Here is a 22,991-nt window from a genome sequence, read left to right on the forward strand (position 1 = left end):
GAGGACACGGATATGAGCACCCCCATCACCCGTATTGAAACCGAAACCCGGATGTCGAATATCGTCATCCACAACGGCGTTGTGCACCTTGCCGGTGTGGTCGGCGAGCCGGGCGGTGACGTCACCAGCCAGACCCGCGAATGCCTTGCCGAAATCGAACGGCTTCTGGCAGTGGCGGGATCGGATAAGACACGCATCCTGCGCGCCCAGATCTGGCTGGCCGATATCAACGCCGACTTCAAGGCGATGAACGCGGTCTGGGACGCCTGGGTGCCTGCGGGTCACGCACCTGCGCGCGCAACCGGCGAAGCCAAACTGGCGACGCCCGACTATCTGGTCGAAATCATCATCACGGCCGCACAGGCCTGATGCAACGATACCGGAAAAGTCTTGGAACAAGACTTTTCCGTCGCTCCGGCGGGGAAGGATTTTGATCCAAAATCCTTCCTGACCCGCCCTAAAGGACCGGTCGCTCAGAGGGCGGCGACCATGACGCAGAGCATCTCGAACATCAGCGATACGCCAAGCCAGGCGGTGTTGCCGGAGGGATCGAAGGGCGGCGAGACCTCGACAAGATCGCCCGCGACGATGTTCAGCCCGTCACATTCCCGCACGACCTGCATCGCCTGGAACGCGTTCGGCCCGCCCCATTCCGGCGTCCCGGTGCCGGGTGCCACCGATGGGTCGATGAAGTCGATGTCGTAGGACATGTAAGTGGGTTTGTCGTCCACGATCTCGCGCGCCTCGGCCATCACATCGGGAATGCCGCGGGCAAAGAACTCCTCGATCGTCACAATGCGGATGCCGTTGGCCTTCGCGAAATCGAAATCGCTGCGATCGTATTGGGTGCCGCGGATGCCGATCTGGATCATCCGCTTGGGGTCCAGAAGCCCCTCCTCCACCGCCGAGCGGAACGGGTTGCCATGTGTCAGCGTCTTCGATCCGAAATAGGCCGCGAAGAGATCTGTATGGCTGTCGAAATGCACGAGGCCCAGGGGCGCATCCTTGGCCAGCCCGCGCAGAACCGGCAGGGTGCAGAGATGGTCCCCCCCACCGGTCAGGGGCCGGATATTGCGGGATTTGAGTTCAGCATAGAAGGTCGCGAACCGCGCCATCGTATCGTCCTGATCGACCGGGTTCGGCCCGACATCACCGAGATCGGCGCAGTTCGCCGCCTCGAACGGCCTGAGGCCCGAGACCGGATGCTGTGCCCGGATCATCGTCGAATAGTCGCGCAACTGGCGCGGACCGTGGCGTGGCCCCGGCCGGTTCGTCACCGACCCGTCCCAGGGCAGACCCACAAGACCGATCTGGACATCGCCGATGCGCGGATGGTCGAGCGGCACGGATGGCAGTCGCATGAAGGTCGGTATTCCCGCGAAACGCGGCATCTCCATCCCCGAAACGGGTTTGAAAAACGGGTCGGCCATGGTTCCTCCTTAGGTCGTCCGCGCGACGCTAGTTCAGTTCAGCGCGCGGATAAATAGGCAAGAAACCAAATAGGAATCCCGAAATCCGGAATTCAGCATCCATTCAAACACGTCGTCGGCTTGCTGCCCGCTGGTTCGACATCAGGCCGAGACCGCAACTGGCAGCAGGATATCAAACCGTGTCCCCTCACCCGGGCGGCTGTCGACGCTGATCGTTCCCCCGCCCCGCGCCACAAGATTACGGCTGATGGAAAGACCAAGCCCCGTGCCCTCACTGCGTTTCGTCGTGTAGAATGGGTCGAAGACCCGGGCGAGCACCTCTTCCGACATACCAATTCCGGTATCTGTGACCGTGATCCGTATTTTGGTGTCTTCCGCCCTCGTTTTCAGGTCCAGCCGTCCGCCATCCGGCATCGCCTGTATCGCGTTGACCATGAGGTTGATCAGCACCTGCTGCAGTTCGGTCTGGTTCATCGCCACCACGGCGCCTGCCTTCAAGTCGAGTCCCACCTCCACCTTTGCCTTGGCCAGTAAGTGCTGAACAAGCGGCATCGTATCGCGGATTACGTCATCTGGATCGTTACCGGTTCCGCCATCGGCATATTCCTCGGGCCGGGCAAACCGCAGGAGTTTCGAGACGAGGATATGGATCGCCTGGATCTGCTCCTGAATGAGCGTGAACTCGGTTTTCAGCGGCTGGGCCCGCGCGCCCAGATCATCGCGAACCACATCAAGATTGCCCTGTATCACAGCCAAAGGATTATTGATTTCATGGGCAACGCCTGCAGTGATCTCGCCGATGGCGGCTAGTTTTTCAGAAACGATCAACTGCTTCGTCGTCGCCTCGATCTGCCGGTTCGCCGCTTCCAGATCCCGGGTGCGGTCGGCGACGCGTTCTTCCAATTCTTCCGCCCAGTCCCTCAACTTCCTGTCACTCTCCTCGATCTGGTCGAGAAGATGGTCAAGATGTCCCGCCACCCGGCCGATTTCGTCATCGGGCACCGGTCGGCCAGACCGGGCAGAAAGGTCGCCTGCCTCGACCGCGCCGATTACGGCGTTCATCTTTTCGAGTGGGGCGAAGATCCCGCGCGCCCACCGCAAGAGAATTGGAACCGACACGGCAAGGACAAGGACGAACGCGACGCCAATCTCGATCAGGGTGCGCCGCTCGGCCGCCACGAAGGGCGCCTCGAGGAAACCGACATAGAGCATACCCACGCGGCTGCCGAAGCTGTCCACTATGGGTTCATAAGCCGAGACATACCAGTCATTCACCACAAACGCCCGGTCTAGCCAGACCTGGCCTTCATCCAGAACCCTCGCCCGCACCGCGGCAGAAACGCGGGTGCCGAGTGCGCGGACATCCTCGAAGAGCCGCACATTGGTCGAGATGCGAACGTCTTCAAGAAAAATCGTCGCAGTTCCCTGCCCGCTTTGTGTAATTCTTCCAGAGGGATAGACAAGGTTATTGATCTCGTCGATGAAGGCGAGGTTGCGGTTCAGAAGCGTGCCACCGACCAGGGCACCGCCCAATGCGGGGGCGGCCGCATGTACGACCATACCGCGCGTTTCCTCTGTTCGATCGGTCGGCACGGCAGCCACAGTCGGCACAAGGGGCAAAAGTGCCCTTTCCGCCAAGGCAGGAGAAATCCCGGCAAGGTCGTCGCCGTGAAAGATGTCGATCTCGGCGCCGGCCTGCCCTTTTAGGGCAGACGCGACGACAGGCCAGCGTGACGCTTCTGCAGGTTCGCCCGCTGCCACAAAATAGAGGAAGTCGAGCCCAAGTGCCGCGCGCCGCGTTTCCAGCAGCGCCGCCATGGCAGTGGGGTCGTTGCGCACAGCGACAAAAACGGCGGATTGACCCAGCGCCTCGATCCCCGCCCGGCGACCATTGAGAAGACCCGCAAGGTGCTGGTGTGCGATGGTCAGTTCACCCGCCACCTTGTCGATCAGCACCTCGTCCAGCCGGTCGATCAGGCTTTTGACCGTGTAGGCCAGAACCAACGGCAACAGGATCAGCGCGGGCAGCAGCGCAATGACCAACATGCGCGCGCGCACGCTTTTCAGCAATCTTACCCGATGCGGCGCCTCATACATTCCACTGTGCGCATTTGCGGTCGATGGTTTTGCGTGACACGCCCAATCGCCGCGCAGCCTCGGCCCGATTGCCGCCGCAGGCCTCCAGTATCGCGAGGATATGGCGCCGCTCAACGGCTTGCAGCGACTCTGCCGGTTCCATCCCGGCCACATCCGGACCGCCCGCAAATTCTGGCGGGAATTCCCCCAGGATCAGCGAGCGTTCGATAAGGTTCCGCAGCTCCCGCACATTGCCCGGCCATTCGTAGCGGGCGAGGTTTCGTAGGACGTCCTCGCTCACATTCAGCGATGCCACCCCTAGCTGCCGGGCGATATTGCCGATGAACAGTTCCGCAAGTTCGCCGATATCGCCAACCCGATCGCGGAGCGGCGGCATTTCTACGGTCAAAACATTAATCCGGTTATACAGGTCTTTGCGGAACCGTCCCTCGTTTACGGCTCGACTCAGGTCGGTATTGGACGCGAAGAGGAAGCGCAGGTTTAGTGGAATTTCTCTTTCAGACCCGTGAGGGCGCAGCCGGTTATCCTCGATCACTCTCAAGAGAGTGCCCTGCATGGCCAGCGGCATGTCTGCGATCTCGTCGAGGAAGAAGGTTCCGCCACTTGCCTGAATAAGCAGCCCGTCCCGCTCCTCCTCGCCGACCTTGCCGAACAACTCCTCGGCCAGCCGCTCAGGCGTCGTCGTGGCGCAGTTGATGGGCACAAAAGGTTTATCGGCACGGTCTGACATTGCGTGCAGCGTACGCGCGGCAATTTCCTTGCCCGTGCCGCTTTCCCCCGTGAAGAGAACCGGCGTTGGCAAGGGTGCGGCCCGTTCTAGCGTCCGGCGCACTGTCTCAATCCGCGGCGAATTGCCGATCAACCGCCCGCGCGCGGCGAGCGTATCGGCGCGCAACTCGTATTTCAGCAGGAAGTTCTCGCGCCTCAGATAGCGCTGATCCATGCAACGGTTAACCGCATTGATGATCTGGTTCGAACGGAAGGGTTTCAGCACGAAATCCGCCGCCCCCACCCGCAGGGCATGAATGGCTGTGTCAAGATCAGCATAAGCCGTCATCAGGATCGCCTCGGCGAAAAGCCCCACGCGCCGCTGTTCGGTCAGCCAGTCGAGGCCCGACTGGCCGGGCATGACATTGTCCAGCAACACCAGATCGAAATGCTGGGTGTCAAGAAGCTGCGATGCTTCCTCGGCACTTGCCGCCGCCACGATCCGCTTGCAGCGCGGCTCAAACGTGCGGATCAGGAAGTTGCGCATTCCCGGTTCGTCGTCGATCACCAGTATCGAGACATGGCGAAGCACCCGGTCGATGGCGCTCGGCCCGACCTCTTCGGCCTCCGTCTGCGGCGGTGTTCCGCCGGGGCGCAGTTCCGTCAAATCATTCCCCGTTTCAGTCGAGCCGGACCGAAGGCCCCGCTGTCACCTCCTCGGACGAGAAACCCGCGCGGTGAAGCGCAAGATCGGCTGCCACCGCGATGACGATGGCGGCAAGGAATGCGGCAAACATGACTTTCATCGCGCCCCCCTATTCCGCCGGTTCCGCCGGTGCGTCCCGCGAAGCCGCCCCACGCGTCTCCTCGTACCAGAGCGCATGGTGTTCCTTTGCCCATTGCACGTCAACCTCACCCGTGCCGACGGCGTCAAATGCACCCTCCATCCCGACCGAGCCGAGGTAGATGTGGGCGATGATAATCGCCATGAAGACGAAGGCGACGATTCCGTGCCAGGCCTGGGCCAACTGCATTTCCTGATGCGGGCCAAGGACTGTCGGCAACTCACCAAAGCCGAAAAGTTGCGGCAGGCCGGTGGCGTTCAGGACGACGAAAGTCTTGGCGAACATCGGCAGCTCGAATGGGAAAAGAAGCGAAAGGCCGGAGAGCGAGATCGAGACGCCCAGCACCACGACCGACCAGAAGATGATCTTCTGCCCGGCATTGAACTTTTTCGCGGGCGGATGCACGCCCGTGGAAAACAGCCCGCCGCCCTTGGCCAGCCATTTCAGGTCATGTTTGTTCGGGAAATTGTCGGCGATCCAGACCACTATGACGATGGCGAGCCCCGCCATGAAGGCCCATGCAAGGTTGTTATGCGCCCATTTTCCCACATTCGCGATCGGCGCATAGACATCTTTGCCCAGCAGCGGGATCAGCGCGAGACGGCCAAAGATCATGACCAGCCCGGTCACAGCAAGGACAATGAATGACCCCGCCATCAGCCAGTGACCAAAGCGTTCGACCGCGTTGAACCGCAGGATGGTCTGTCCGCTCGCCCCGCCATCGATACGGATCTTGCCGCGGGTCAGGTAGAACAGCACCAGCACCGCGATCATGCCCAAAAGCAGATAGCCACCGTAATGCGCCAGCGGCCCTTCGCGGAACTGCAGCCATTCCATTCCACCGTCCTGAATGATGACACCTGCCGCCGGCGAGCGGGACGACACGGTGATATCGGCCGAACCGTAGCGCAGGGCGCGCCACAGATCGGGGTCCGAGGCCCCGCCAAGTGTGCCGAGTTGTTCGGCAATTCCGGCGGCCGAGTCCGGATCCCCCGTCGCCGCGCGCATCGCGCTGTCATCCACGACTTCGCCGCGCTGACGCGCGAGGATATCCTCAAGCGTCTGCGCGCCTCCGGTCGCAGCGCGGGTATCGTCGGTCTGCGCGAAACCCGGCATGGAGAGAGACAGACAAGCGGCCAGAACGGCAAGAAAGCTGCGAAGGATCATGATCGTCTCCCGATAGCGACATCAGGTGGCGGCACCCGTGGCGCTACCGCGCCACGGGACCACGTATTGCCACCTCCAATCGGACGTGTCAGTTGGCGGCCTTCTGGTCATAGGCCGTGCCCCAGCCCCAAGCGCCCGAACCGAAGCCGCGTGCCACGACCCGTTCGCGGTAGATGGCGGAGACCACATCACCGTCGCCCGCCAGTAGCGCCTTGGTGGAACACATCTCGGCGCAGATAGGCAGCTTGCCCTCGGCGATCCGATTCCGCCCGTATTTGGCGAACTCGGCCGTCGAGTGGGTTTCTTCCGGGCCACCGGCGCAGAAGGTGCATTTGTCCATCTTGCCGCGCGATCCGAAGTTGCCCGCCTGCGGATACTGCGGCGCGCCGAAGGGGCAGGCGTAGAAGCAATAGCCGCAGCCGATGCAGAGGTCTTTCGAATGCAGGACGATGCCGTCCTCGGACTGATAGAAGCAGTCCACCGGACAGACCGCCATGCAGGGCGCGTCCGAGCAATGCATGCAGGCGACCGAGATCGACCGTTCGCCCGGCGTGCCGTCATTGATCGTGACGACCCTTCGGCGGTTGATACCCCAAGGCACTTCATGTTCGTTCTTGCAGGCCGTCACGCAGGCATTGCACTCGATGCAGCGTTCGGCGTCACAGAGGAATTTGACTCTTGCCATGACTGTTTCTCCTTAAGCTGCGCTGATTTTGCAGAGGGTACACTTGGTCTCCTGCATCAGGGTGACCGAGTCGTAGCCATAGGTCTGCGCGGTGTTGGAGCTTTCGCCCAGGACGTAGGGGTCGGCCCCTTCGGGATATTTGTCCCTCAGATCCTGTCCCTGATAATGGCCGCCGAAGTGGAAGGGCATGAAGGCCACGCCCTCGCCCACCCGTTCGGTGACCATCGCCATCACTTTGACCTTGGCGCCCTCGGCCCCCTCGACCCAGACCTGTGCCCGGTCGCGGATGCCCAGATTGTTGGCGTCGCGGGGATTGATCTCGACGAACATGTCCTGCTGCAATTCCGCAAGCCACGGGTTCGACCGGCTTTCGTCGCCGCCGCCCTCATATTCCACAAGACGCCCGGAGGTCAGGATCATCGGATAGTCGCCCGAGAAATCCTTTTCCTGGATCGAGGCATACATGGTCGGCAGACGGTAGAGCTTCCGGTCCGAATAGGTCGGATAGTCGGCCACCAGGTCCCGCCGGTTGGTGTACAAGGGCTCGCGGTGCAGGGGCACCGGGTCGGGGAAGGTCCACACGACCGCACGGGCCTTGGCATTGCCGAAGGGCGCGCATTCGTGCTTGATCGCCACCCGCTGGATACCACCAGACAAATCGGTCTTCCAGTTGGCCTTGGGACCACCCACCGCTTCGATCGCTGCGCGTTCGTCGTCGGTAAGATCGCCGTCCCAGCCGAGATCCATCAGCATCTGCATCGTGAATTCAGGATAGCCGTCCTGAATTTCAGACCCCGCCGAATAGACACCCTCGGCCAGCAGGTTCTGACCGTCCCGCTCCACCCCAAAGCGGGCGCGGAAGGTGAGGCCGCCCTGCGAGACCGGCTTTGACATGTCGTAAAGGTTCGGCGTGCCGGGATGGTTCATCTCTGGCGTGCCCCAGCAAGGCCAGGGCAGACCGTAATAGTCGCCATCCGCCGGGCCACCCACCGCACGAAGCGTCGTCTTGTCGAACGTGTGCTGGTTGGCCATGTGCAGCTTCAACCGCTCAGGGCTCTGGCCGGTATAGCCAATGGTCCACATGCCGCGATTGAACTCGCGCGTGATGTCCTCGACCACCGGTTCGCCGTCCTTCACTTCGATATTGCGGAAGAGGCGGTCGGAGAAGCCGAACTTGTCGGCGAACATGCGGATGATCGTGTGGTCTGGCAGCGACTCGAAGACCGGGGCGACAACCCGTTCGCGCCACTGGAACGAGCGGTTCGACGCTGTCACCGACCCGCTCGTCTCGAACTGGGTCGAGGCGGGCAGCAAGTACACACCGTCAGTCCGGTCATGCAGCACGGCCGAGACGGTCGGATAGGGATCGACCACGACAAGCATGTCGAGCTTTTCCATCGCCGTCTTCATCTCCGACCCGCGGGTCTGGGAGTTCGGCGCGTGGCCCCAAAGCACCATGGCCCGGACGTTGTCGTTCTGGTCCATATTGGCCTTGTCTTCCAGAACGCCGTCGATCCAGCGCGAGACCGGGATGCCGTTCTGGTTCATCAGGCTGATATCGTTGCCATCGGCATCCTTGGCGGGATTGCCATCGGCATCGAGAAGGTTGACGAACCGGCCCTTGAGCCAGTCGAGGTCTTCGCCCCAGACCCGGCTCCAATGCGCCCATGATCCCGGTGCCAGACCGTAATAGCCGGGCAGGTCGTGGGACAGAACGCCAAGGTCCGTCGCACCCTGCACGTTGTCATGGCCGCGGAAGATATTGGTCCCGCCGCCCGACACGCCCATGTTGCCGAGCGCGAGTTGCAGCACGCAATAAGCACGCGTGTTGTTGTTGCCGTTCGTGTGCTGGGTGCCGCCCATGCACCAGATCACGGTGCCGGGGCGATTGTTGGCCAGCGTAAAGGCCACGCGGCGCAACTGCGAACCAGGCACTCCGGTGACACGCTCAGTCTCTTCGGGCGTCCACTTCTTCACCTCGTCCCGGATCTGGTCCATGCCCCATACGCGGGTGCGGATGAACTCCTTGTCCTCCCAGCCGTTTTCGAAGATGTGCCAGAGGATGCCCCAGATCAGGCCCACATCGGTGCCGGGACGGAAGCGGACATATTCGTCCGAATGCGCCGCGGTGCGGGTGAAGCGCGGGTCACAGACGATCAGCGGAGCGTTATTTTCCTCTTTCGCCTTCAGGATATGCATCAGCGAAACGGGATGCGCCTCTGCCGGGTTGCCGCCGATCAGGAAGATCGCCTTGGAGTTATGGATGTCGTTGTAGGAGTTGGTCATGGCGCCGTAGCCCCATGTATTCGCAACCCCGGCAACCGTCGTCGAATGGCAGATACGGGCCTGATGGTCCACGTTGTTCGTGCCCCAATAGGCCGCGAACTTGCGGAAGAGATAGGCCTGTTCGTTCGAATGCTTGGCGCTGCCCAGCCAGTAGACGCTGTCAGGCCCGCTTTCCTCGCGGATTTTCATCATGCCGTCGCCGATCTCGTTGATCGCGTCTTCCCAGCTGATCCTCTTCCACTCGCCGCCTTCCTTCTTCATCGGATATTTCAGGCGGCGTTCGCCATGCGCATGTTCGCGCACCGATGCGCCCTTGGCGCAATGGGCGCCGAGGTTGAAGGGGCTGTCCCAGCCGGGCTCCTGCCCGACCCAGACGCCGTTGTCGACTTCGGCGACAACCGTGCAACCGACTGAACAATGGGTGCAGACCGACTTGATGGTCTGGATCGCGCCATTCGCCGCTTCCTGAGCGCTGGCCTGCCGCACCGTGCCGCCCGTGGCGCCAATCGCTGCGAGGCCGCCGATGGCAAGGCCCGATCCCCTCAGGAACGACCGCCGGTCAACCGTGGTCTCGGCAACCGCCGTCGCCAGCGTCCCGCGCTGGCCGCTTCTCTGAATTCCGCTCGTCTTTCTCTTGAGCATTCCCGTCTCCCTTGCTTGCCCGGCGCCTTGGCCGGAGGCTGGGTGGTTATCCTTGGCCCGTCAGAAGCGGGCGCTGTCGTAATAGGCCCTTGTATGGGCGGTGTCCTGCAGCCGGGTCTCGCCGGTGGGTTCCGCCGCCTCGGCTGCCTCGGTTCCCGCGACCGTCGCGACCGCTGCCGCAGGGGCCGTCGTTGCCGCAAGCTTCAGGAAATCGCGGCGATTGGTGCCGTCCTTGGTCTTGGCCATCATGGGTCCTCCCTTCATGTCCTCACGCCCCGCTCATGCGGAACGCTTCACGTTCGATATCGACGAAAAGCCGCCCGACGGTGCCGACGGGCGTGTAGAAAACCGATCCTTTCGCGCCTTCGAGATCGGCAAAGAAATGCCCCGCCCAAGGCGCGATATGGCGGTTGAAGAATTCCTTCTGCCGGGCGAGCGCCGCCGGCGCGCCGAACCGGCCGGTGATCAGCCCCGCCATCATCTCCATCAGGCTCGCAATATTGTCCTCTGGCTCATAGACATTGGGCGCGCGACTGATGCGGAGCGCGGACATGTCCTTGCGGAGCGAGGCCAGCGGCTTTTCGTTCAGGAACCCGGTCAGATAGTAGCTGGCATAGGGCAAGAGCTCCCCCCGGCCGAGGCCGATGAATAGCTTGGTGAACTCCCGCTCCGTCGAGGAAGGTGTCGTGGCCTTCGCCAGTTTTGCCAACGTCCCGATGGCGCGGCCAAGCTCGGTGTCGTCACCATGCAGGGCCGCGGTCTTGTCCAGAAGCGCCCGGTCGGGCGGCGCAGCGAGAAGGGCGGACAGGAAGCCGTAAAGATCAGCCCTGAGCCGGTCTTCCTCGGCGATCTCGACCCTCTGGACAGCGGCTGCATTCATGAACGGATCTCCGGTGTTTCAGTGTCGGCGAAGGAAAAGCGCATGTGTCGGCGGGGTTGCGGGACCGGCTCCGGTTCGGCAGCAACCAGTTCTTCCGGCTCGTCCGCCAGCTCCTCGTCGATCGACACTGGCGCGTCGAACTCCTCGGAGGCAGGCACGTCATCGTCCTTGTCCTTGTCCTTGTCCTCATGAGCATTAGCTTCCGCCAGCGCCATGACATGGCGCAGCATGCCTTTGCCCACCTGATAGGTGGTCATCATCCCCGGCACGACCACCGCCTTGTCGGTGAAATCCTCACCGTGATCGATGAGCCCGTCGAGATTGGCGAGCACCGGGTTCGATCGCCAGAGACGCCGCAAGGCGCGGCGACGCAGGCGTTCGGGAACGGCAGATTTCAGAAAAGCCGAGAAATCATCACCCTGCACCATCGTATCAGGATCGGGCAGACCAAGCTCGGCGAGGATCTCCTCGTCGGTCCTCTCTGCCGCCTCTGCCTCGCGCACCTCGGCCTCTTCAGCCCTGAGGACAGCCTCTTCCGCCTCCGCTTCGGCCCGCACAGCAGCGCGGCGGCGGGACCAGAAATCGCTTTGGCGGGCGGGGCCGGTCATGCGGTGCCCCCCCGGTAACCATGGGGTGCGCGGAAGACATCGGAAAGCTGCCGGACACGGGCATCGCCCTTGCCGTCCTCGACCAGATCGACGCGCTTCGTGTCGCGCTTTCGCTTCACGAAAGGCTCCTCGACATGGTGGCGGCGCACGAAATCGGCGATCCATGCGACCATTCCATCTGGCATCGTCACCCGCTCCACCAGCCCGTCGCCACTGTCGAGATAATCCTGCCCCTCATAGGGTGAGGCCGTGACGATCACAGGTTTCCAGGGCATGCGGGCATCTGGCGCGTCATCCTCCCTCAGAACGACACACACACCGGGAGGGTCGGAAGCGAGGGCGACGTGGTAGGCCTCTGTGTCCGACGACCAGAGGTCCAACGTGAGTGTGGCTGCGTGGTAGTCGACCACATCGCCCTCGCGGCGCAGTTCACGCCAATTGGCCGGTCCTGCACCGGGCACCACGGCAACAACCTTCCACGCCCACTTCGCCCATTTCGTCACTCCGGGTGACCTCCGGACGACGATCCCGACGGGTATGGATGCGCGTGCGAGCGCCATTGATGCGATCAAGCCTCCCCTTGTGGCCGGTTTCGGTTGTCCGTCCGACCTTGGAGCAAGCCTGCGCCGGTATCGCTATTTCACAAAGAAGAATCAGCATGAATCGCATCAAAGTGTGCGGTCGCATACCAGCGTGGGACATTTTGTCCGTGCAGCCCAAGCGCAACCCAAACCAAGCTGGACGAATTGTCCGGAACCTGATTCCCATGTTTTTTTGTCGGGAAAAATCGCGTGATTTGACCGGCGAATCGCCCTGATCTGATCGAATTTCGCTTTGCGCCGGCTAAGTGTTCGTGCCTAGCATCACCTCGTGGGCAGGGCCGCTGGAAAAGAGCCCGAACCCGCGCATGGGGAGAAGAATGCCGAAACACCTGATCCTGTGCGACTGTCTCGGATCGCAGACAATCGACGCCGAGGCACTTGGCCGTGCGACCGGACTGACCTGTTCGCGCGTCCACACTGCACTTTGCACGCGCGAAATCGCCGCTGCGGCGAAAGCAATCGAGACAGGCGACGTCGTGATCGCCTGCGGGCAGGAGGCAGCGCGGTTTGCCGAACTCGCCGTCGATCTGGGTCAGCCTGAACCGCTCTGTGTCGATATCCGCGACCGCGCGGGATGGAGCGACGATACCCCGGCGGCACCGAAAATGGCGGCACTTGTGGCCGAGGCGCTGGTTCCCGCGCCACAGGCCAAGAGCGTTGATGTGATTTCAGATGGTACCTGCCTGATCATCGGGCGCGGATCGGTGGCATTTCCGGCTGCAGAGCGTCTGGCCAATACGCTGGCTGTCACGGTGCTTTTGACAGAAGACGAGGAACTGCCGACGTCCCGTGATTTTGAAATCGTACGTGGCACACTCAAGTCGGCGACGGGAACGCTCGGCAGTTTTGCTCTGCAACTCGACGCGCTCAGCCAGATGGAGCCCGGGGGTCGCGGTGGTTATGGCTTTGGCACGCCGCGTGACAAGGCGGAAACATCCTGCGCGATCATCCTCGATCTGTCCGGCAATCCGCCGCTCTTTCCCGCGCATGAAAAGCGCGACGGCTATCTACGCGCCGATCCCGGCGATCCGAACGCGGTCGCAGCGGTGGTCTTTGAGGCCGCGCAGCATATCGGCACCTTTGAAAAGCCGCTTCATGTCGCAGTGGAGGCGCAACTTTGCGCCCATTCCCGTGCGGGGCAGACCGGCTGCACCCGCTGTCTGGACGCCTGCCCCACCGGCGCGATCCAGCCCGACGGTGATCATGTCGCCGTGGATCCGCTGATCTGCGCGGGTTGCGGTGCCTGTTCGTCGCTCTGCCCCTCAGGCGCCATTACCTATGACGCCCCGCAAGTTGCATTTGATCTCCGGCGAATGCAGGTCATGGCGGAAACCTACATTTCGGCGAGTGGTTCGGCGCCCCGCCTTCTTGTTCACGATGACGGTCATGGCGTCGAGATGATCGCGCTTGCCGCGCGCTTCGGGCGCGGCCTGCCCGGTGATATGCTGCCGCTGTCCGTCGGGGCGTTGGCGGGCTTCGGTCATGCCGAAATGCTGGCTGCTCTGGCGCTTGGCTTCGCATCGGTTGACGTTTTGACCTCGCCGAAATCCGATCTCGATACGATTTCCCGGGAATTTGAGCTGGCGTCGGCAATGGGCGGAAAGGGCCGCATTCGGCTGCTGGATGTCGGCGATCCCGAGGCTTTGTCGGGCAAGCTATATAGTACCGAAGCTAAGACGACGGGAACCGACCACGTCCTGCCGCTTGGCAGCCGCCGACAGGTCGCGCGGCTCGCGGCGAAGGCGCTAATGCCGGACGTTATGCATCCGGTCCCCCTGCCCGTCGGCGCGCCCTATGGCGCGGTGCTGGTTGATACCGATGCCTGCACGCTCTGCCTCTCCTGCGCCTCGCTCTGCCCCTCAGGCGCGCTCGGCGACAACCCGGACAAGCCGCAACTGAGGTTTCAGGAAGACGCTTGCCTGCAATGCGGGATCTGCGCCACGATCTGCCCGGAAAGGGCGATCACGCTGGAGCCGCGTTTCAATCCCGCCGATACGGCGCTCGCGCAGGTCGTTCTGCACGAGGAAGAGCCCTTTGAATGCATCGAATGCGGCAAACCATTTGGCGTAAAGTCTACGGTCGAAAAGATCATGGAGAAACTTGCCGGCAAGCACGCGATGTTCGCCGAGGGCGGTGCCGGGAGGCTTATCCAGATGTGCGACGACTGCCGCATCCGGGCGCAGTATCATTCAGAGGCCAATCCCCTGACCGGCGGCGATCGGCCCCGCCCGCGCACGACGGATGACTACCTTTCGAAGCGGCGGGATCACTGAATGGTGAGAGCCGATAACAGCGCTTACCTGTTCGCGATGAGGGCTGCGCCGTACCCGCGGGGGGGCGGGCCGGCGCAGCCCGGCGTTGCCGCCGGGCGGGTCATGTGTTCGATACCAAGCCGGCTACCTGCTCTCTATAGCTGCCCCCAGATCGGCGGCGGCCACCCCGGCCACATAAGCCAGCAGCGCCTCGACCTCTTCCGGCGTCACCTCGACCGGCACGATGGGCGGCGGGCGCGAGGGATCGAAGGGCGGGCTGATCCCTTCGACCAACAGGAACGACGGATGCGGGTTCAGCGCATAAAAGGCACTAAAGCGCTCCGACCAGTCAGGAAGCGTCTTGAGCGCTGCGAAGGACGGAGTGGAGCCGAGCGTCATGCCCCGCATCTCGGGCGCGATGCGGTGACAGCGGGCGCAATGTGCCTCGGCCACCTCGCGGCCAAGATCGGCGTCGCCTTCGATCTTCACGGCTGTCCTGACCGACACCTCCGGTGGCGGGCCGAATGCCACGCCGTCCGCCGGTTGAAAGGCAGCAAGCGTATTTTGCCCAATCTCCGAGCCCAGCCAGTCGGCGAAGCGCCTTGCGGCCTCGTTCTCGCCCTCAAGGACGAGTGCGTAGACATCATCCCCCCGCGCCATGATCGGCGGTTCACCCTCTGCGGCCTCCAAACGCGCATCGGCACCGTCGATGACGATGGTGGCGCGCCGTCCGGTCTTGAGCGCGAAGCGCGGCAGGATATAGTCGGCAAGACCGCTCTCGGCGATCTCGTCGGCAAGCGACAGGGTAAACTCGCGCGGCTCCTCCCCCTTCAGGGGAAGGGTCGAGATAAGGAAGACAAAGAAGGCGATCCGTATCCGCATCCTGTAAGCCTTTCGCGATCAAAGCTAGGGGCCGGACGGCGGGCGGGTCAAGCGTCAGGGAAAGGCAGAACCAATGGATGACGATTTCAACATGTCGATGCGCAAGTTCCTGAAACAGGTCGGCGTGACCTCCCAACAGGCCATCGAAAAGGCGGTGCGCGAGGCGGGCGGCAAGGCAGCGGGAAAGACGCTTTCGGCAAAGGTTGTCCTGACAATCGATGGGCTCGACATGGAGCATGTCGTCACAGGCAAGATCACGGGCCCCGACGCATGAGCCTGACGCGTGAGGCGGTTCTGGACGTATTGAAAGGTGTCACCGATCCTGTGGGCGGCAGCGATATCGTCAGCGCGGGTCTGGTGCGGGCGCTGACGGTCGACGGCGCGTCCGTCCGCTTCGTGCTGGAGATCGACCCCGCCCGCGCGACACGTATGGAAACGGCGCGGGCCGAGGCCGAGGCGCGCCTGCGGGCGATGCCGGGGGTCGATGCCGTGTCGGTCGTGATGACCGCGCACAGCGCCCCTGCCCCGCCCGATCTGAAGCTCGGTGCCAAACCCAAGCCGCAGGGGCCGGAGAAAGTGCCGGGCGTGAACCGGATCATCGCTATTGCCAGTGGCAAGGGTGGCGTGGGCAAATCCACCGTCGCGGCCAATCTCGCCGCCGCACTCGCTGCCGAGGGCAAACGCGTGGGCCTTTTGGACGCCGATGTCTATGGCCCGTCGCAACCCAGAATGCTGGGCGTTTCCGGCCGCCCTGCCTCGCCCGATGGCAAGACGATCCTGCCACTCAGGAACCACGGCGTCACGCTGATGTCACTGGGCCTGATGACGCGCGAGGATGAGGCGGTGGTTTGGCGCGGGCCGATGTTGATGGGCGCGTTACAGCAGATGCTGTTTCAGGTTCAGTGGGGAGCGCTCGATGTTCTTCTGGTCGACCTGCCGCCGGGCACCGGCGACGTGCAGATGACGCTGACCCAGAAGGCCGAGGTCGCGGGAGCGATCATCGTTTCCACCCCGCAGGACGTCGCCCTTCTCGATGCCCGTAAAGGCATCGACATGTTCCGAAAGATGGGGACGCCGATCCTTGGCCTCATTGAAAACATGGCCGTCCATGTCTGTTCGCAGTGCGGGCATGAGGAACATATCTTCGGCCATGGTGGCGTGAGGGCCGAGGCGGAAAAACTAGGCGCGCCGCTTCTGGCTGAAATTCCGCTGCATCTCGATATCCGGGTGGCCGCCGATGGCGGCGCACCGGTCGTGGTGTCGAAGCCAAACACACCGCAGGCCCGCGCCTTCCGCGACCTTGCGAAGCGGCTGATCGCGGATGGGATAGCATGAGCCAGGTCCCGGTCTTCCCGCCCTTGATGACCGGACTGGCCGCGGGGCCCGCCAACCCGTTCACAATTGCCTGTGATCAGGCCGAACGCGGCACCGATGCCGGGCTGATCGCATGGTCGGTTTCGCCCGAACGGCTGCGTGCAGCCATCGTTCTCGCGCCTGAAACGCCCCTTGCATCGGCCATGGCCGGGTTCATCGCCTGCGGGGTCGGAATGCAGAACGCCCTTGGTGCGCTCGTGCCGCCCGAAACCGCGGTCCATCTCGACTGGTCGGGGGGTATTCGGCTGAACGGCGCCCATGCCGGAGCGCTGCGGGTTGCCGCAGCCACCGACGATCCCAGCGAGGAACCCGACTGGCTGGTCGTCGGGATGGAACTGACACTGAGCCTACCACCCGATTGCGAACCGGGCGCCTTCCCGGACCGTACCGCGCTCGATCAGGAAGGCTGCGGCGGGCTTGACCCTGTGCACATCCTGGAGGCCTGGTCGCGCCATACGCTGCTCTGGCTCAATACGATCGAGGATGCCGAGGGCCGCGCGGACCTTCACCGGGAATGGGAGGGTCTGGCCTGGAAACTGCATGACACGGTGTCCGTCGCCTCTGACGGCACACGGATCGAAGGGACGTTCCTTGGCGTCGATGAAAACTTCGGCATGCTTCTGAAGACGGGCGGCACGACGCGGCTCTTGCCCCTTTCGTCACTTCTGGAGGATGTCTGATGCTGCTGGCCCGCGCGATCCATTTCGACGAAAGCGACATGAACGTCTTTGCAAATCCGGCGAGGACCGGCGAGTGGGCGATCTCGGGAGGGTTCGAGTTTTCCAACTGGTCCACGGCGGACCTTGTCGGCAAGGCGCGCCAGGCCTTTGCAAACGGCTGGCTGGGGGTAGAAACCTTTGGCCGCGTGACCTTCGTCGCCGTGACCCGGATCGAAGCGGCGGAATACGAGACGCTGGCGACCCGGCTCGCCGAACATTTCGTCGCGGTCTACAGCGCCCCTTCGGTCGAGGCCGCCTTGCCGATAGCGACCGAGGAACTGGCCCAGATGGCCGATCTTTGCGCCGACCACGCTCCGAACACGGTGCTGACGGTGATGCGCGAATTGACCGAAGCGGGCGTGCGCGAACAGTACCGTTTCATCGAGGCAAGCGAGGCCGGGCTCGACCAGTTCGCGATCCACGGGACACTGGACGAATAGCGCCAGAGACCCGTCCGCTCAGGATCGTCCGCCGCCACATGACGACAGGCGAAGCCGTATTTGATTCGCGATTCCAGTGTCATGGTCCGTGTCCGACACGCGAAATCACGGCAATCCGGAAAAAATTCAACCTATGCGCGAAAGCTTCATCGCCTGGAACGATGCAGCGCCACAATTCCGCCGCAATTATGGACATGAGCCGCATATCTGCCTTGCGGTTCTCGTTTCTAGTTCCCGGAGCGTGGCTCTGGATTTCTTGCAACGCATCAAAGGAGATACTTCATGCGTTCGACTCTTATGCAAAAACTTCGTGGCTTCCGCTCCAACGACGAAGGCGTCACGCTCGTTGAATACGGTATTGGCCTTACTCTCGCGGTTGTCGTGGGCACCTTCCTGCTGACCAACCTCGGCGGCGCAGTGCAGGGCGAAATGTCTGCCGCTTGCAATGTACTTACTGGCGCTACGGCAAACACCTACACCGGCACTTGCTGATTCAGTATTCACGCATTTTCCTTCCGCCCCTCTTTTCAAGGGGCGGAAGGAAACAAGGTTCGAGCGTCAGCCGAATCAAATCCTCAATGAATTAAGGAGAACTGCCGTGGGCGCCCGTTCCATCCTCGTCGCACTGCTCGGAATCGCCGTTGCCGGGGGATCGGCTTTCGCTGCACGCGAATATCTCGACCGCAGCAGTGCTGTTGCCTCTACCGACCCGGAAGCGGCCCTCGTCTCGGTGATCGTCGCCGGCCACGACATTCCATTCGGCCAGCCAATTCAGGCGAATATGCTGCAGGTCATGTCCTGGCCGCGCGCGGCCTTGCCGCCCGGCGCAATAACCGACCTCGACGTACTCGTCGCCCAGCCCGGTATGCCGCCCCGCCGCGCAACGCGCGCGATGTCACAGGGCGAACTCATTCTTGCATCGAAGATCTCGGAATTCGGCGAAAAGGTAACGATCGTTCAGACTCTCGGTGCGAACACCCGCGCGATGGCAATCAGCGTTGATGCTCAGACCGCCGTCGGCGGCTTCGTTACTCCAGGCGACTCCGTTGACATCGTGCTGACTCAAGGCGGCGGTGACGGGCTGCGCGCCATTACCATTCTACAGAACATCCGCATTATTGGCGTCGACCAGCAGGCCGACGAACAATCCGACCAGCCCTCGGTCGCGCGCACCGTTACCGTCGAAGTGACACCGGAACAGAGCCAGACCCTTGCACTAGCACAGAAAGCCGGAACGCTCAGCCTGTCTCTGCGTACGCTCGACAGTGCAATCGATGAGCCGCTCGACTCCATCCGTCTGTCAGACATCCTGCGCGATAAGTCGCCCGTGGACGATCCGGCCGAGGCTAAGGCCACGATCCGCGTGCGCCGCGCCAACGAAGTCGAAGATGTGGAAGTCGATTGATCAAGGGACGCTCAGGACATGAAGATCCGTACACAACTGCGCAGTTTCACACGCCGCGAGGACGGGACGATACTGGTCTTCTGGGCGATGGCGCTGGCTATGGTCCTGGGACTGGTCGCGCTGTCCTTCGACATTGGACGTCTGGCGGCCACGCAGTCTGAACTTCAATCCTTTGCGGACCATGTCGCGCTCACCGCAGCGGGCGAGCTTGATGGCAAGTCTGACTCAATCACGCGTGCGACCGCTGCCGCGGCAAACCTTATTGCCGACACCCAGACATTTGGCAGCGGCAGCCGCGCACTGGCCGGCAGCGCAGACTACACGCTCGACTTCTATGCCACATTGCCCGCCTCCGACGCTTCGCCGCTCGTCCTGCCGTCACCGAACCCGTCGCCGCCGTCACCCGAAAACGCGGTCTATGCTCAGGTCATTGTTAATCCGAAATCCGTGGGTTTTGCCTTTGGGTCTGTGATTTCAACATTTCTTGGCGGCGGTAACCTGTCACCCTCAACCAACGCGGTCGCTGTTGCAGGCTTCACCCAATATGCCTGCGATGTGGCGCCGATGATGTTCTGCATCCCGGATCCGAGCTTTGACGCATCAGACCCCGCAAGAGTTGGTGACATGATCCGGCTACGCTCGGGTGGACAGGGCGCTGCTTGGGGACCGGGGAACTTCGGCTTCCTGCAACCGTCTACCCTGGCACTAGATTCAACGGGGGCTTGCGCTGGCATCAGCGGCACCGGACCTCAACTGAGCTGCATCCTCGGCGCTGCTGGCTCCATCACCCAATGCTTCCCGCAAAAAGGTGTGAATACGGAACCGGGCCAGAAGGTCGGGATCACCAGCGCGATGAATTATCGTTTTGATATGTTTCCGAACAGCACGCATGGCCCCGGCAAGGAAATGAACGACCCGCGCTTTGCACCGGCGCCAAATGTCGTCAAGGGAATTCAGCCAAACGGCGGAGGGTGCGGATGGCAGGGGCAGTTGGATCCTACCGACGCCATGGCCCTTCCAAGGGACACCTGTTTCCCAGGCTGTGCGCCCTATGGGAATGGTTCTTGGGATTCGGCGACCTATGAGACGACGAACCATCCAAGCGTAGCTTCCGGCACGCTCACAGGAATGACCCGGTATCAGACCTACCTGTGGGAGCTTACGAACGCCGGCGGCTTTGCCATTCCACCAAATTCACCGGTATCCAATCCGATCCTTCCGTCGAAGACCGTTGAAACCGGGCGCGCGCAATGCTCACCCTGGCAGTCTGACCCGGATCGGCGCGTCATCATCATCGCCGGAGTCAACTGTGACCCAACACAGGGCGGCGTGTCGATCAGTGGTTCTGCAACGAATGTGCCGGTTCACCAGTTTGTCAAAATGTTCATCACCGAGCCGATCGTCCAGAACGGCAGTGGTGGAACGACTTCGCTGGATATCTATGCAGAGATCATCGGATCTGCCGAGGTTCCCGGCTCCAATGGGACGGCGGGCGTCATCCACGATGTCGTGCAGCTTTTCAGGTGACCGTATGGCGACGCGTATGAACCATAGAGTACGCCGGTTCTGGGCTTGTTTCGCCCGCTCGGATGACGGTGCTGCGCTGGTTGAGTTTGCAATAGCGCTGCCGATGATGCTGGTCGTCTTCGCGGTGATAGTTGAAGGGGGCCAGATGCTCATCAACTATCAAAACGCCATTACCGGCGTGCGCGATGCAACCCGATACCTGTCACGCGTCGTCCCTTCGAACATCTGCCCCCCGGCAGGATCCGGATCCGTCGCCAGCCATACTGGCAAGGTAACGACCATCGTCACCCAGACCATAACGAACACCTCTGCGTTTGGTGGCCATATTACCGTGAACTCGGTCACGCCATCGCTCGCATGTTCTACTGGTACCTACCGCATCAGCCCGGTTGGTGTGACGAGCGTGACCGCAAACCTCACTATTACGTTTCCCTTTGGCAACATCTTTTCATTTGTCGGCTCGTCGATGACCTCTGTCACGACCAGTGTGACGGATTCGGCAAGGGCCTACGGCACATGACCGGTATCGACTTTCATAACCGCATGAAGAACTGCAGTCGCCGCTTCCTCGCAGATGACAGCGGCACGACGCTGGTCGAACTTGCGATCGTCCTTCCTCTGTTCCTATTGCTTCTGTTCGGGCTGATCGATTTCGGCCGGATGAGCGCTGATTTCGTGATGGCCGACAAGGCGATGCAGCGCGCAGCGCGGATCGCCGCTGTGAGACCGCCCGCATGCGCAGGTGTGCCGGCCACCCATCAGCGCGGCACGGTTCCTACGGGCACGACACCGCCGCGGTTCGGTACGCTCTGCTCTGCAGGAGCGACTGTTTGCGCGAGCTCGACCGTTACATGCAGAGGCGACATCACGAATCCGACGGTCAATGAAATCTGGAACTCGCTTGGCGTGTTGATGCCAAGCAATTCCTCCCCGAACCAGTTGCTCTTTCGCTACGAATCCGATCCCAACCTCGGCTTCCTCGGCGGTCCCTACACCCCCGTCGTGACGGTTGAGATTGTGAATACCATACAGGACCCTGCGGGTGGACTTGCGTTCCAGTTCGTGACGCCCCTCGGAGCGCTCGCCACTCTCGCCGGGGCGACTGGCACACCGCTAAGCAACTCCGTCCCATTCCCGGCGATGAGCACCTCACTTCCCGCCGAAGACCTCAATCTTGGGGAAAATGGATAAACCAAACCCGGCGCTGACGCGCCGAAAAGGACAGACGAATGGCAACTGAACCGAAAAGATCAATGTTGGTAATTGCGAAAGGCAGCGGTGTTGCCGACGCCATCATCAGCGCGTTTTCCGGTGAGACTGACCTTCGCATCGAGACAAAAGACGCGACCCTTGCCCAGATGAATGGCAAGGCGATAAGCGCATTGGCAAATTACGACGTCATCATGTTCCAGGCGAGCCCGGATGACAGTGCGGAAATCGAAGCCATACAGAGTCTGGTATCGAACCGTCGAAACGAAACAACGCTTGTTGCGCTGGCTGATGGCGACATTTCGTTGTCGAAGGCGCGCGCACTCAGCAATGCCGGCGTCGACGAGGTTCTGCCGTTGCCGACCGGCGATGGCAAAATCGACGCCCAGATGATCCGCCTCAGCAGAAAAAAGACGCCGCAGCATGGTGGCGGTGCCCAGGCACAGGGCCGCATCATAGCGGTTGCGCAGGCACGCGGCGGTGTCGGTTCAACGACGGTCGCGGTGAACCTCGCCGACCAGCTCTGCCGCAGCAAAGGTCTGTTTTCGCGCAGCGCTGGACATAAGGTAGCGTTGGTGGACTTCGATCTGCAGTTTGGCACGGTCGGGTCGTTTCTCGACCTCGGCGAACAGGACACATTGCTGCAGCTCGCCTTGGACGGAACCGTGCCCGATGCCAACTTCCTGGAGCAGTCCATGGTGGACCTGCCGAGCGGTCTTTCGGTTCTCGCTGCACCATCGTCATTCGCGCCGCTCGACTCGCTGCGCTCCGATCAGGTTGCGGCGATCCTCGATACACTCCGCGAAAAATATGAATTCGTGGTCGTCGATATGCCTCGGGCGCTCGTCGGCTGGGTAGAGCCCATCGTACAACGCGCTGACGAGATGATGGTTGTTACGGACATGTCGGTTTCCTCGGTGCGTCATTGCCGTCGACTGATCGACTTTTTCACGCAAGACAATCACGCCTTGCCGGTAGAGGTCGTGATCAACCATCAACACAAGCCGCTTATGCAATCCCGCCTGCACCGCGAAGCTGCCAAGGTGCTCGACCGCAAACTGGAACACTGGCTTCCGCATGATCCGCGTGCGGCCAGTGGCGCGGCAGACCGCGGAAAACCACTTTCGGTGGCAGCGCCCCGTTCACCGCTCGGCAAAGCAATCGCCCGCCTTGCCCGAGCCACACTTTCCGTCCGTCAGGTCGCAATGCAGCGCCCGGCGAAATAGGAGACTA

The 22,991-nt window shown here is 62.1% G+C and carries 24 protein-coding genes; 12 read left to right on the forward strand and 12 right to left on the reverse strand.

All coding sequences use genetic code 11. The annotated features are described in order from the left end of the window. The first annotated feature begins 12 nt into the window (after nucleotides 1-12). Entirely contained in the window at nucleotides 13-369 is a 357-nt protein-coding gene (locus OEZ71_RS00930; protein WP_263738056.1) for a RidA family protein, read from the forward strand. A gap of 104 nt (nucleotides 370-473) precedes the next feature. Here the strand turns inward: OEZ71_RS00930 and OEZ71_RS00935 are convergent, their stop codons facing one another. The 11 genes from OEZ71_RS00935 to OEZ71_RS00985 form a co-directional block, all read right to left on the reverse strand. Then, nucleotides 474-1,430 carry an agmatinase gene (locus OEZ71_RS00935; RefSeq protein WP_263738057.1) on the reverse strand — a complete coding sequence of 319 codons (957 nt, stop codon included), beginning with the start codon at nucleotides 1,428-1,430 and terminating at the stop codon, nucleotides 474-476. 141 nt (nucleotides 1,431-1,571) lie between these two features. Beyond that, entirely contained in the window at nucleotides 1,572-3,476 is a 1,905-nt protein-coding gene (locus tag OEZ71_RS00940; protein ID WP_263738058.1) for a sensor histidine kinase, read from the reverse strand. A gap of 43 nt (nucleotides 3,477-3,519) precedes the next feature. After that, complete coding sequence (locus OEZ71_RS00945; protein ID WP_263738967.1) at nucleotides 3,520-4,836, reverse strand: sigma-54-dependent transcriptional regulator; 1,317 nt, start codon at nucleotides 4,834-4,836, stop codon at nucleotides 3,520-3,522. A 79-nt stretch (nucleotides 4,837-4,915) separates the two neighbouring features. Continuing rightward, the gene (locus tag OEZ71_RS00950) at nucleotides 4,916-5,041 is read right to left on the reverse strand and encodes a hypothetical protein (RefSeq protein WP_263738059.1); all 126 of its coding nucleotides are present in this window, start codon (nucleotides 5,039-5,041) and stop codon (nucleotides 4,916-4,918) included. A 9-nt stretch (nucleotides 5,042-5,050) separates the two neighbouring features. After that, complete coding sequence (locus OEZ71_RS00955) at nucleotides 5,051-6,247, reverse strand: formate dehydrogenase subunit gamma (RefSeq protein WP_412175592.1); 1,197 nt, start codon at nucleotides 6,245-6,247, stop codon at nucleotides 5,051-5,053. A gap of 88 nt (nucleotides 6,248-6,335) precedes the next feature. Next, nucleotides 6,336-6,932: a formate dehydrogenase FDH3 subunit beta gene (gene fdh3B, locus OEZ71_RS00960; RefSeq protein WP_263738060.1), complete on the reverse strand. Its 597-nt coding sequence runs from the start codon at nucleotides 6,930-6,932 to the stop codon at nucleotides 6,336-6,338. 12 nt (nucleotides 6,933-6,944) lie between these two features. Beyond that, nucleotides 6,945-9,860: a formate dehydrogenase subunit alpha gene (locus tag OEZ71_RS00965; RefSeq protein WP_263738061.1), complete on the reverse strand. Its 2,916-nt coding sequence runs from the start codon at nucleotides 9,858-9,860 to the stop codon at nucleotides 6,945-6,947. Nucleotides 9,861-9,920: 60 nt separating this feature from the next. Further along, nucleotides 9,921-10,109: a twin-arginine translocation signal domain-containing protein gene (locus OEZ71_RS00970; protein ID WP_263738969.1), complete on the reverse strand. Its 189-nt coding sequence runs from the start codon at nucleotides 10,107-10,109 to the stop codon at nucleotides 9,921-9,923. A gap of 19 nt (nucleotides 10,110-10,128) precedes the next feature. Further along, a complete protein-coding gene (locus tag OEZ71_RS00975; protein WP_263738062.1) occupies nucleotides 10,129-10,740 on the reverse strand; it encodes a TorD/DmsD family molecular chaperone in 612 nt (203 codons plus the stop codon). Beyond that, nucleotides 10,737-11,348 (reverse strand): DUF3306 domain-containing protein, encoded by a 612-nt coding sequence (locus OEZ71_RS00980; protein WP_263738063.1) that lies wholly within the window; start codon nucleotides 11,346-11,348, stop codon nucleotides 10,737-10,739. The genes OEZ71_RS00975 and OEZ71_RS00980 overlap by 4 nt, the downstream gene beginning before the upstream one ends. Next, the gene (locus tag OEZ71_RS00985; protein WP_263738064.1) at nucleotides 11,345-11,908 is read right to left on the reverse strand and encodes a DUF3305 domain-containing protein; all 564 of its coding nucleotides are present in this window, start codon (nucleotides 11,906-11,908) and stop codon (nucleotides 11,345-11,347) included. The genes OEZ71_RS00980 and OEZ71_RS00985 overlap by 4 nt, the downstream gene beginning before the upstream one ends. 359 nt (nucleotides 11,909-12,267) lie before the next feature. Here OEZ71_RS00985 and OEZ71_RS00990 point away from each other — a divergent pair, with 359 nt between their 5' ends. Continuing rightward, nucleotides 12,268-14,223, forward strand: a complete 1,956-nt coding sequence (locus tag OEZ71_RS00990; protein ID WP_263738065.1) for a 4Fe-4S binding protein — start codon at nucleotides 12,268-12,270, stop codon at nucleotides 14,221-14,223. Between the two features lie 123 nt (nucleotides 14,224-14,346). On the opposite strand, the gene OEZ71_RS00995 is transcribed toward OEZ71_RS00990, so the two are convergent. Then, nucleotides 14,347-15,084 (reverse strand): c-type cytochrome, encoded by a 738-nt coding sequence (locus OEZ71_RS00995; protein WP_263738066.1) that lies wholly within the window; start codon nucleotides 15,082-15,084, stop codon nucleotides 14,347-14,349. A 73-nt stretch (nucleotides 15,085-15,157) separates the two neighbouring features. Here OEZ71_RS00995 and OEZ71_RS01000 point away from each other — a divergent pair, with 73 nt between their 5' ends. The 10 genes from OEZ71_RS01000 to OEZ71_RS01045 all read left to right on the forward strand — a co-directional run bounded on the left by OEZ71_RS01000 (nucleotide 15,158) and on the right by OEZ71_RS01045 (nucleotide 22,984). Next, nucleotides 15,158-15,358: a DUF6494 family protein gene (locus OEZ71_RS01000; RefSeq protein WP_263738067.1), complete on the forward strand. Its 201-nt coding sequence runs from the start codon at nucleotides 15,158-15,160 to the stop codon at nucleotides 15,356-15,358. Then, nucleotides 15,355-16,419 (forward strand): Mrp/NBP35 family ATP-binding protein, encoded by a 1,065-nt coding sequence (locus tag OEZ71_RS01005; RefSeq protein WP_263738068.1) that lies wholly within the window; start codon nucleotides 15,355-15,357, stop codon nucleotides 16,417-16,419. The genes OEZ71_RS01000 and OEZ71_RS01005 overlap by 4 nt, the downstream gene beginning before the upstream one ends. After that, nucleotides 16,416-17,138, forward strand: coding sequence for a biotin/lipoate--protein ligase family protein (locus tag OEZ71_RS01010; protein WP_263738069.1), 723 nt, complete (start codon nucleotides 16,416-16,418; stop codon nucleotides 17,136-17,138). Before OEZ71_RS01005 ends, OEZ71_RS01010 begins: the two co-directional genes overlap by 4 nt. Beyond that, nucleotides 17,138-17,617 carry a DUF6505 family protein gene (locus OEZ71_RS01015; RefSeq protein WP_263738070.1) on the forward strand — a complete coding sequence of 160 codons (480 nt, stop codon included), beginning with the start codon at nucleotides 17,138-17,140 and terminating at the stop codon, nucleotides 17,615-17,617. The genes OEZ71_RS01010 and OEZ71_RS01015 overlap by 1 nt, the downstream gene beginning before the upstream one ends. 282 nt (nucleotides 17,618-17,899) lie before the next feature. Then, entirely contained in the window at nucleotides 17,900-18,109 is a 210-nt protein-coding gene (locus OEZ71_RS01020; protein WP_263738071.1) for a Flp family type IVb pilin, read from the forward strand. A gap of 106 nt (nucleotides 18,110-18,215) precedes the next feature. After that, entirely contained in the window at nucleotides 18,216-19,022 is an 807-nt protein-coding gene (gene cpaB, locus OEZ71_RS01025; protein ID WP_263738072.1) for a Flp pilus assembly protein CpaB, read from the forward strand. A gap of 18 nt (nucleotides 19,023-19,040) precedes the next feature. Continuing rightward, nucleotides 19,041-20,549 carry a Tad domain-containing protein gene (locus OEZ71_RS01030; RefSeq protein ID WP_263738073.1) on the forward strand — a complete coding sequence of 503 codons (1,509 nt, stop codon included), beginning with the start codon at nucleotides 19,041-19,043 and terminating at the stop codon, nucleotides 20,547-20,549. 4 nt (nucleotides 20,550-20,553) lie between these two features. Then, nucleotides 20,554-21,069, forward strand: coding sequence for a TadE/TadG family type IV pilus assembly protein (locus OEZ71_RS01035; protein ID WP_263738074.1), 516 nt, complete (start codon nucleotides 20,554-20,556; stop codon nucleotides 21,067-21,069). Continuing rightward, nucleotides 21,066-21,740, forward strand: a complete 675-nt coding sequence (locus OEZ71_RS01040; RefSeq protein ID WP_263738075.1) for a TadE/TadG family type IV pilus assembly protein — start codon at nucleotides 21,066-21,068, stop codon at nucleotides 21,738-21,740. The genes OEZ71_RS01035 and OEZ71_RS01040 overlap by 4 nt, the downstream gene beginning before the upstream one ends. Nucleotides 21,741-21,778: 38 nt before the next feature. Beyond that, complete coding sequence (locus OEZ71_RS01045; RefSeq protein WP_263738076.1) at nucleotides 21,779-22,984, forward strand: AAA family ATPase; 1,206 nt, start codon at nucleotides 21,779-21,781, stop codon at nucleotides 22,982-22,984. Nucleotides 22,985-22,991: the final 7 nt, after the last annotated feature.

Source organism: Albidovulum litorale (genome assembly GCF_025751495.1).
Classification (GTDB): Bacteria; Pseudomonadota; Alphaproteobacteria; order Rhodobacterales; family Rhodobacteraceae; genus Albidovulum; species Albidovulum litorale.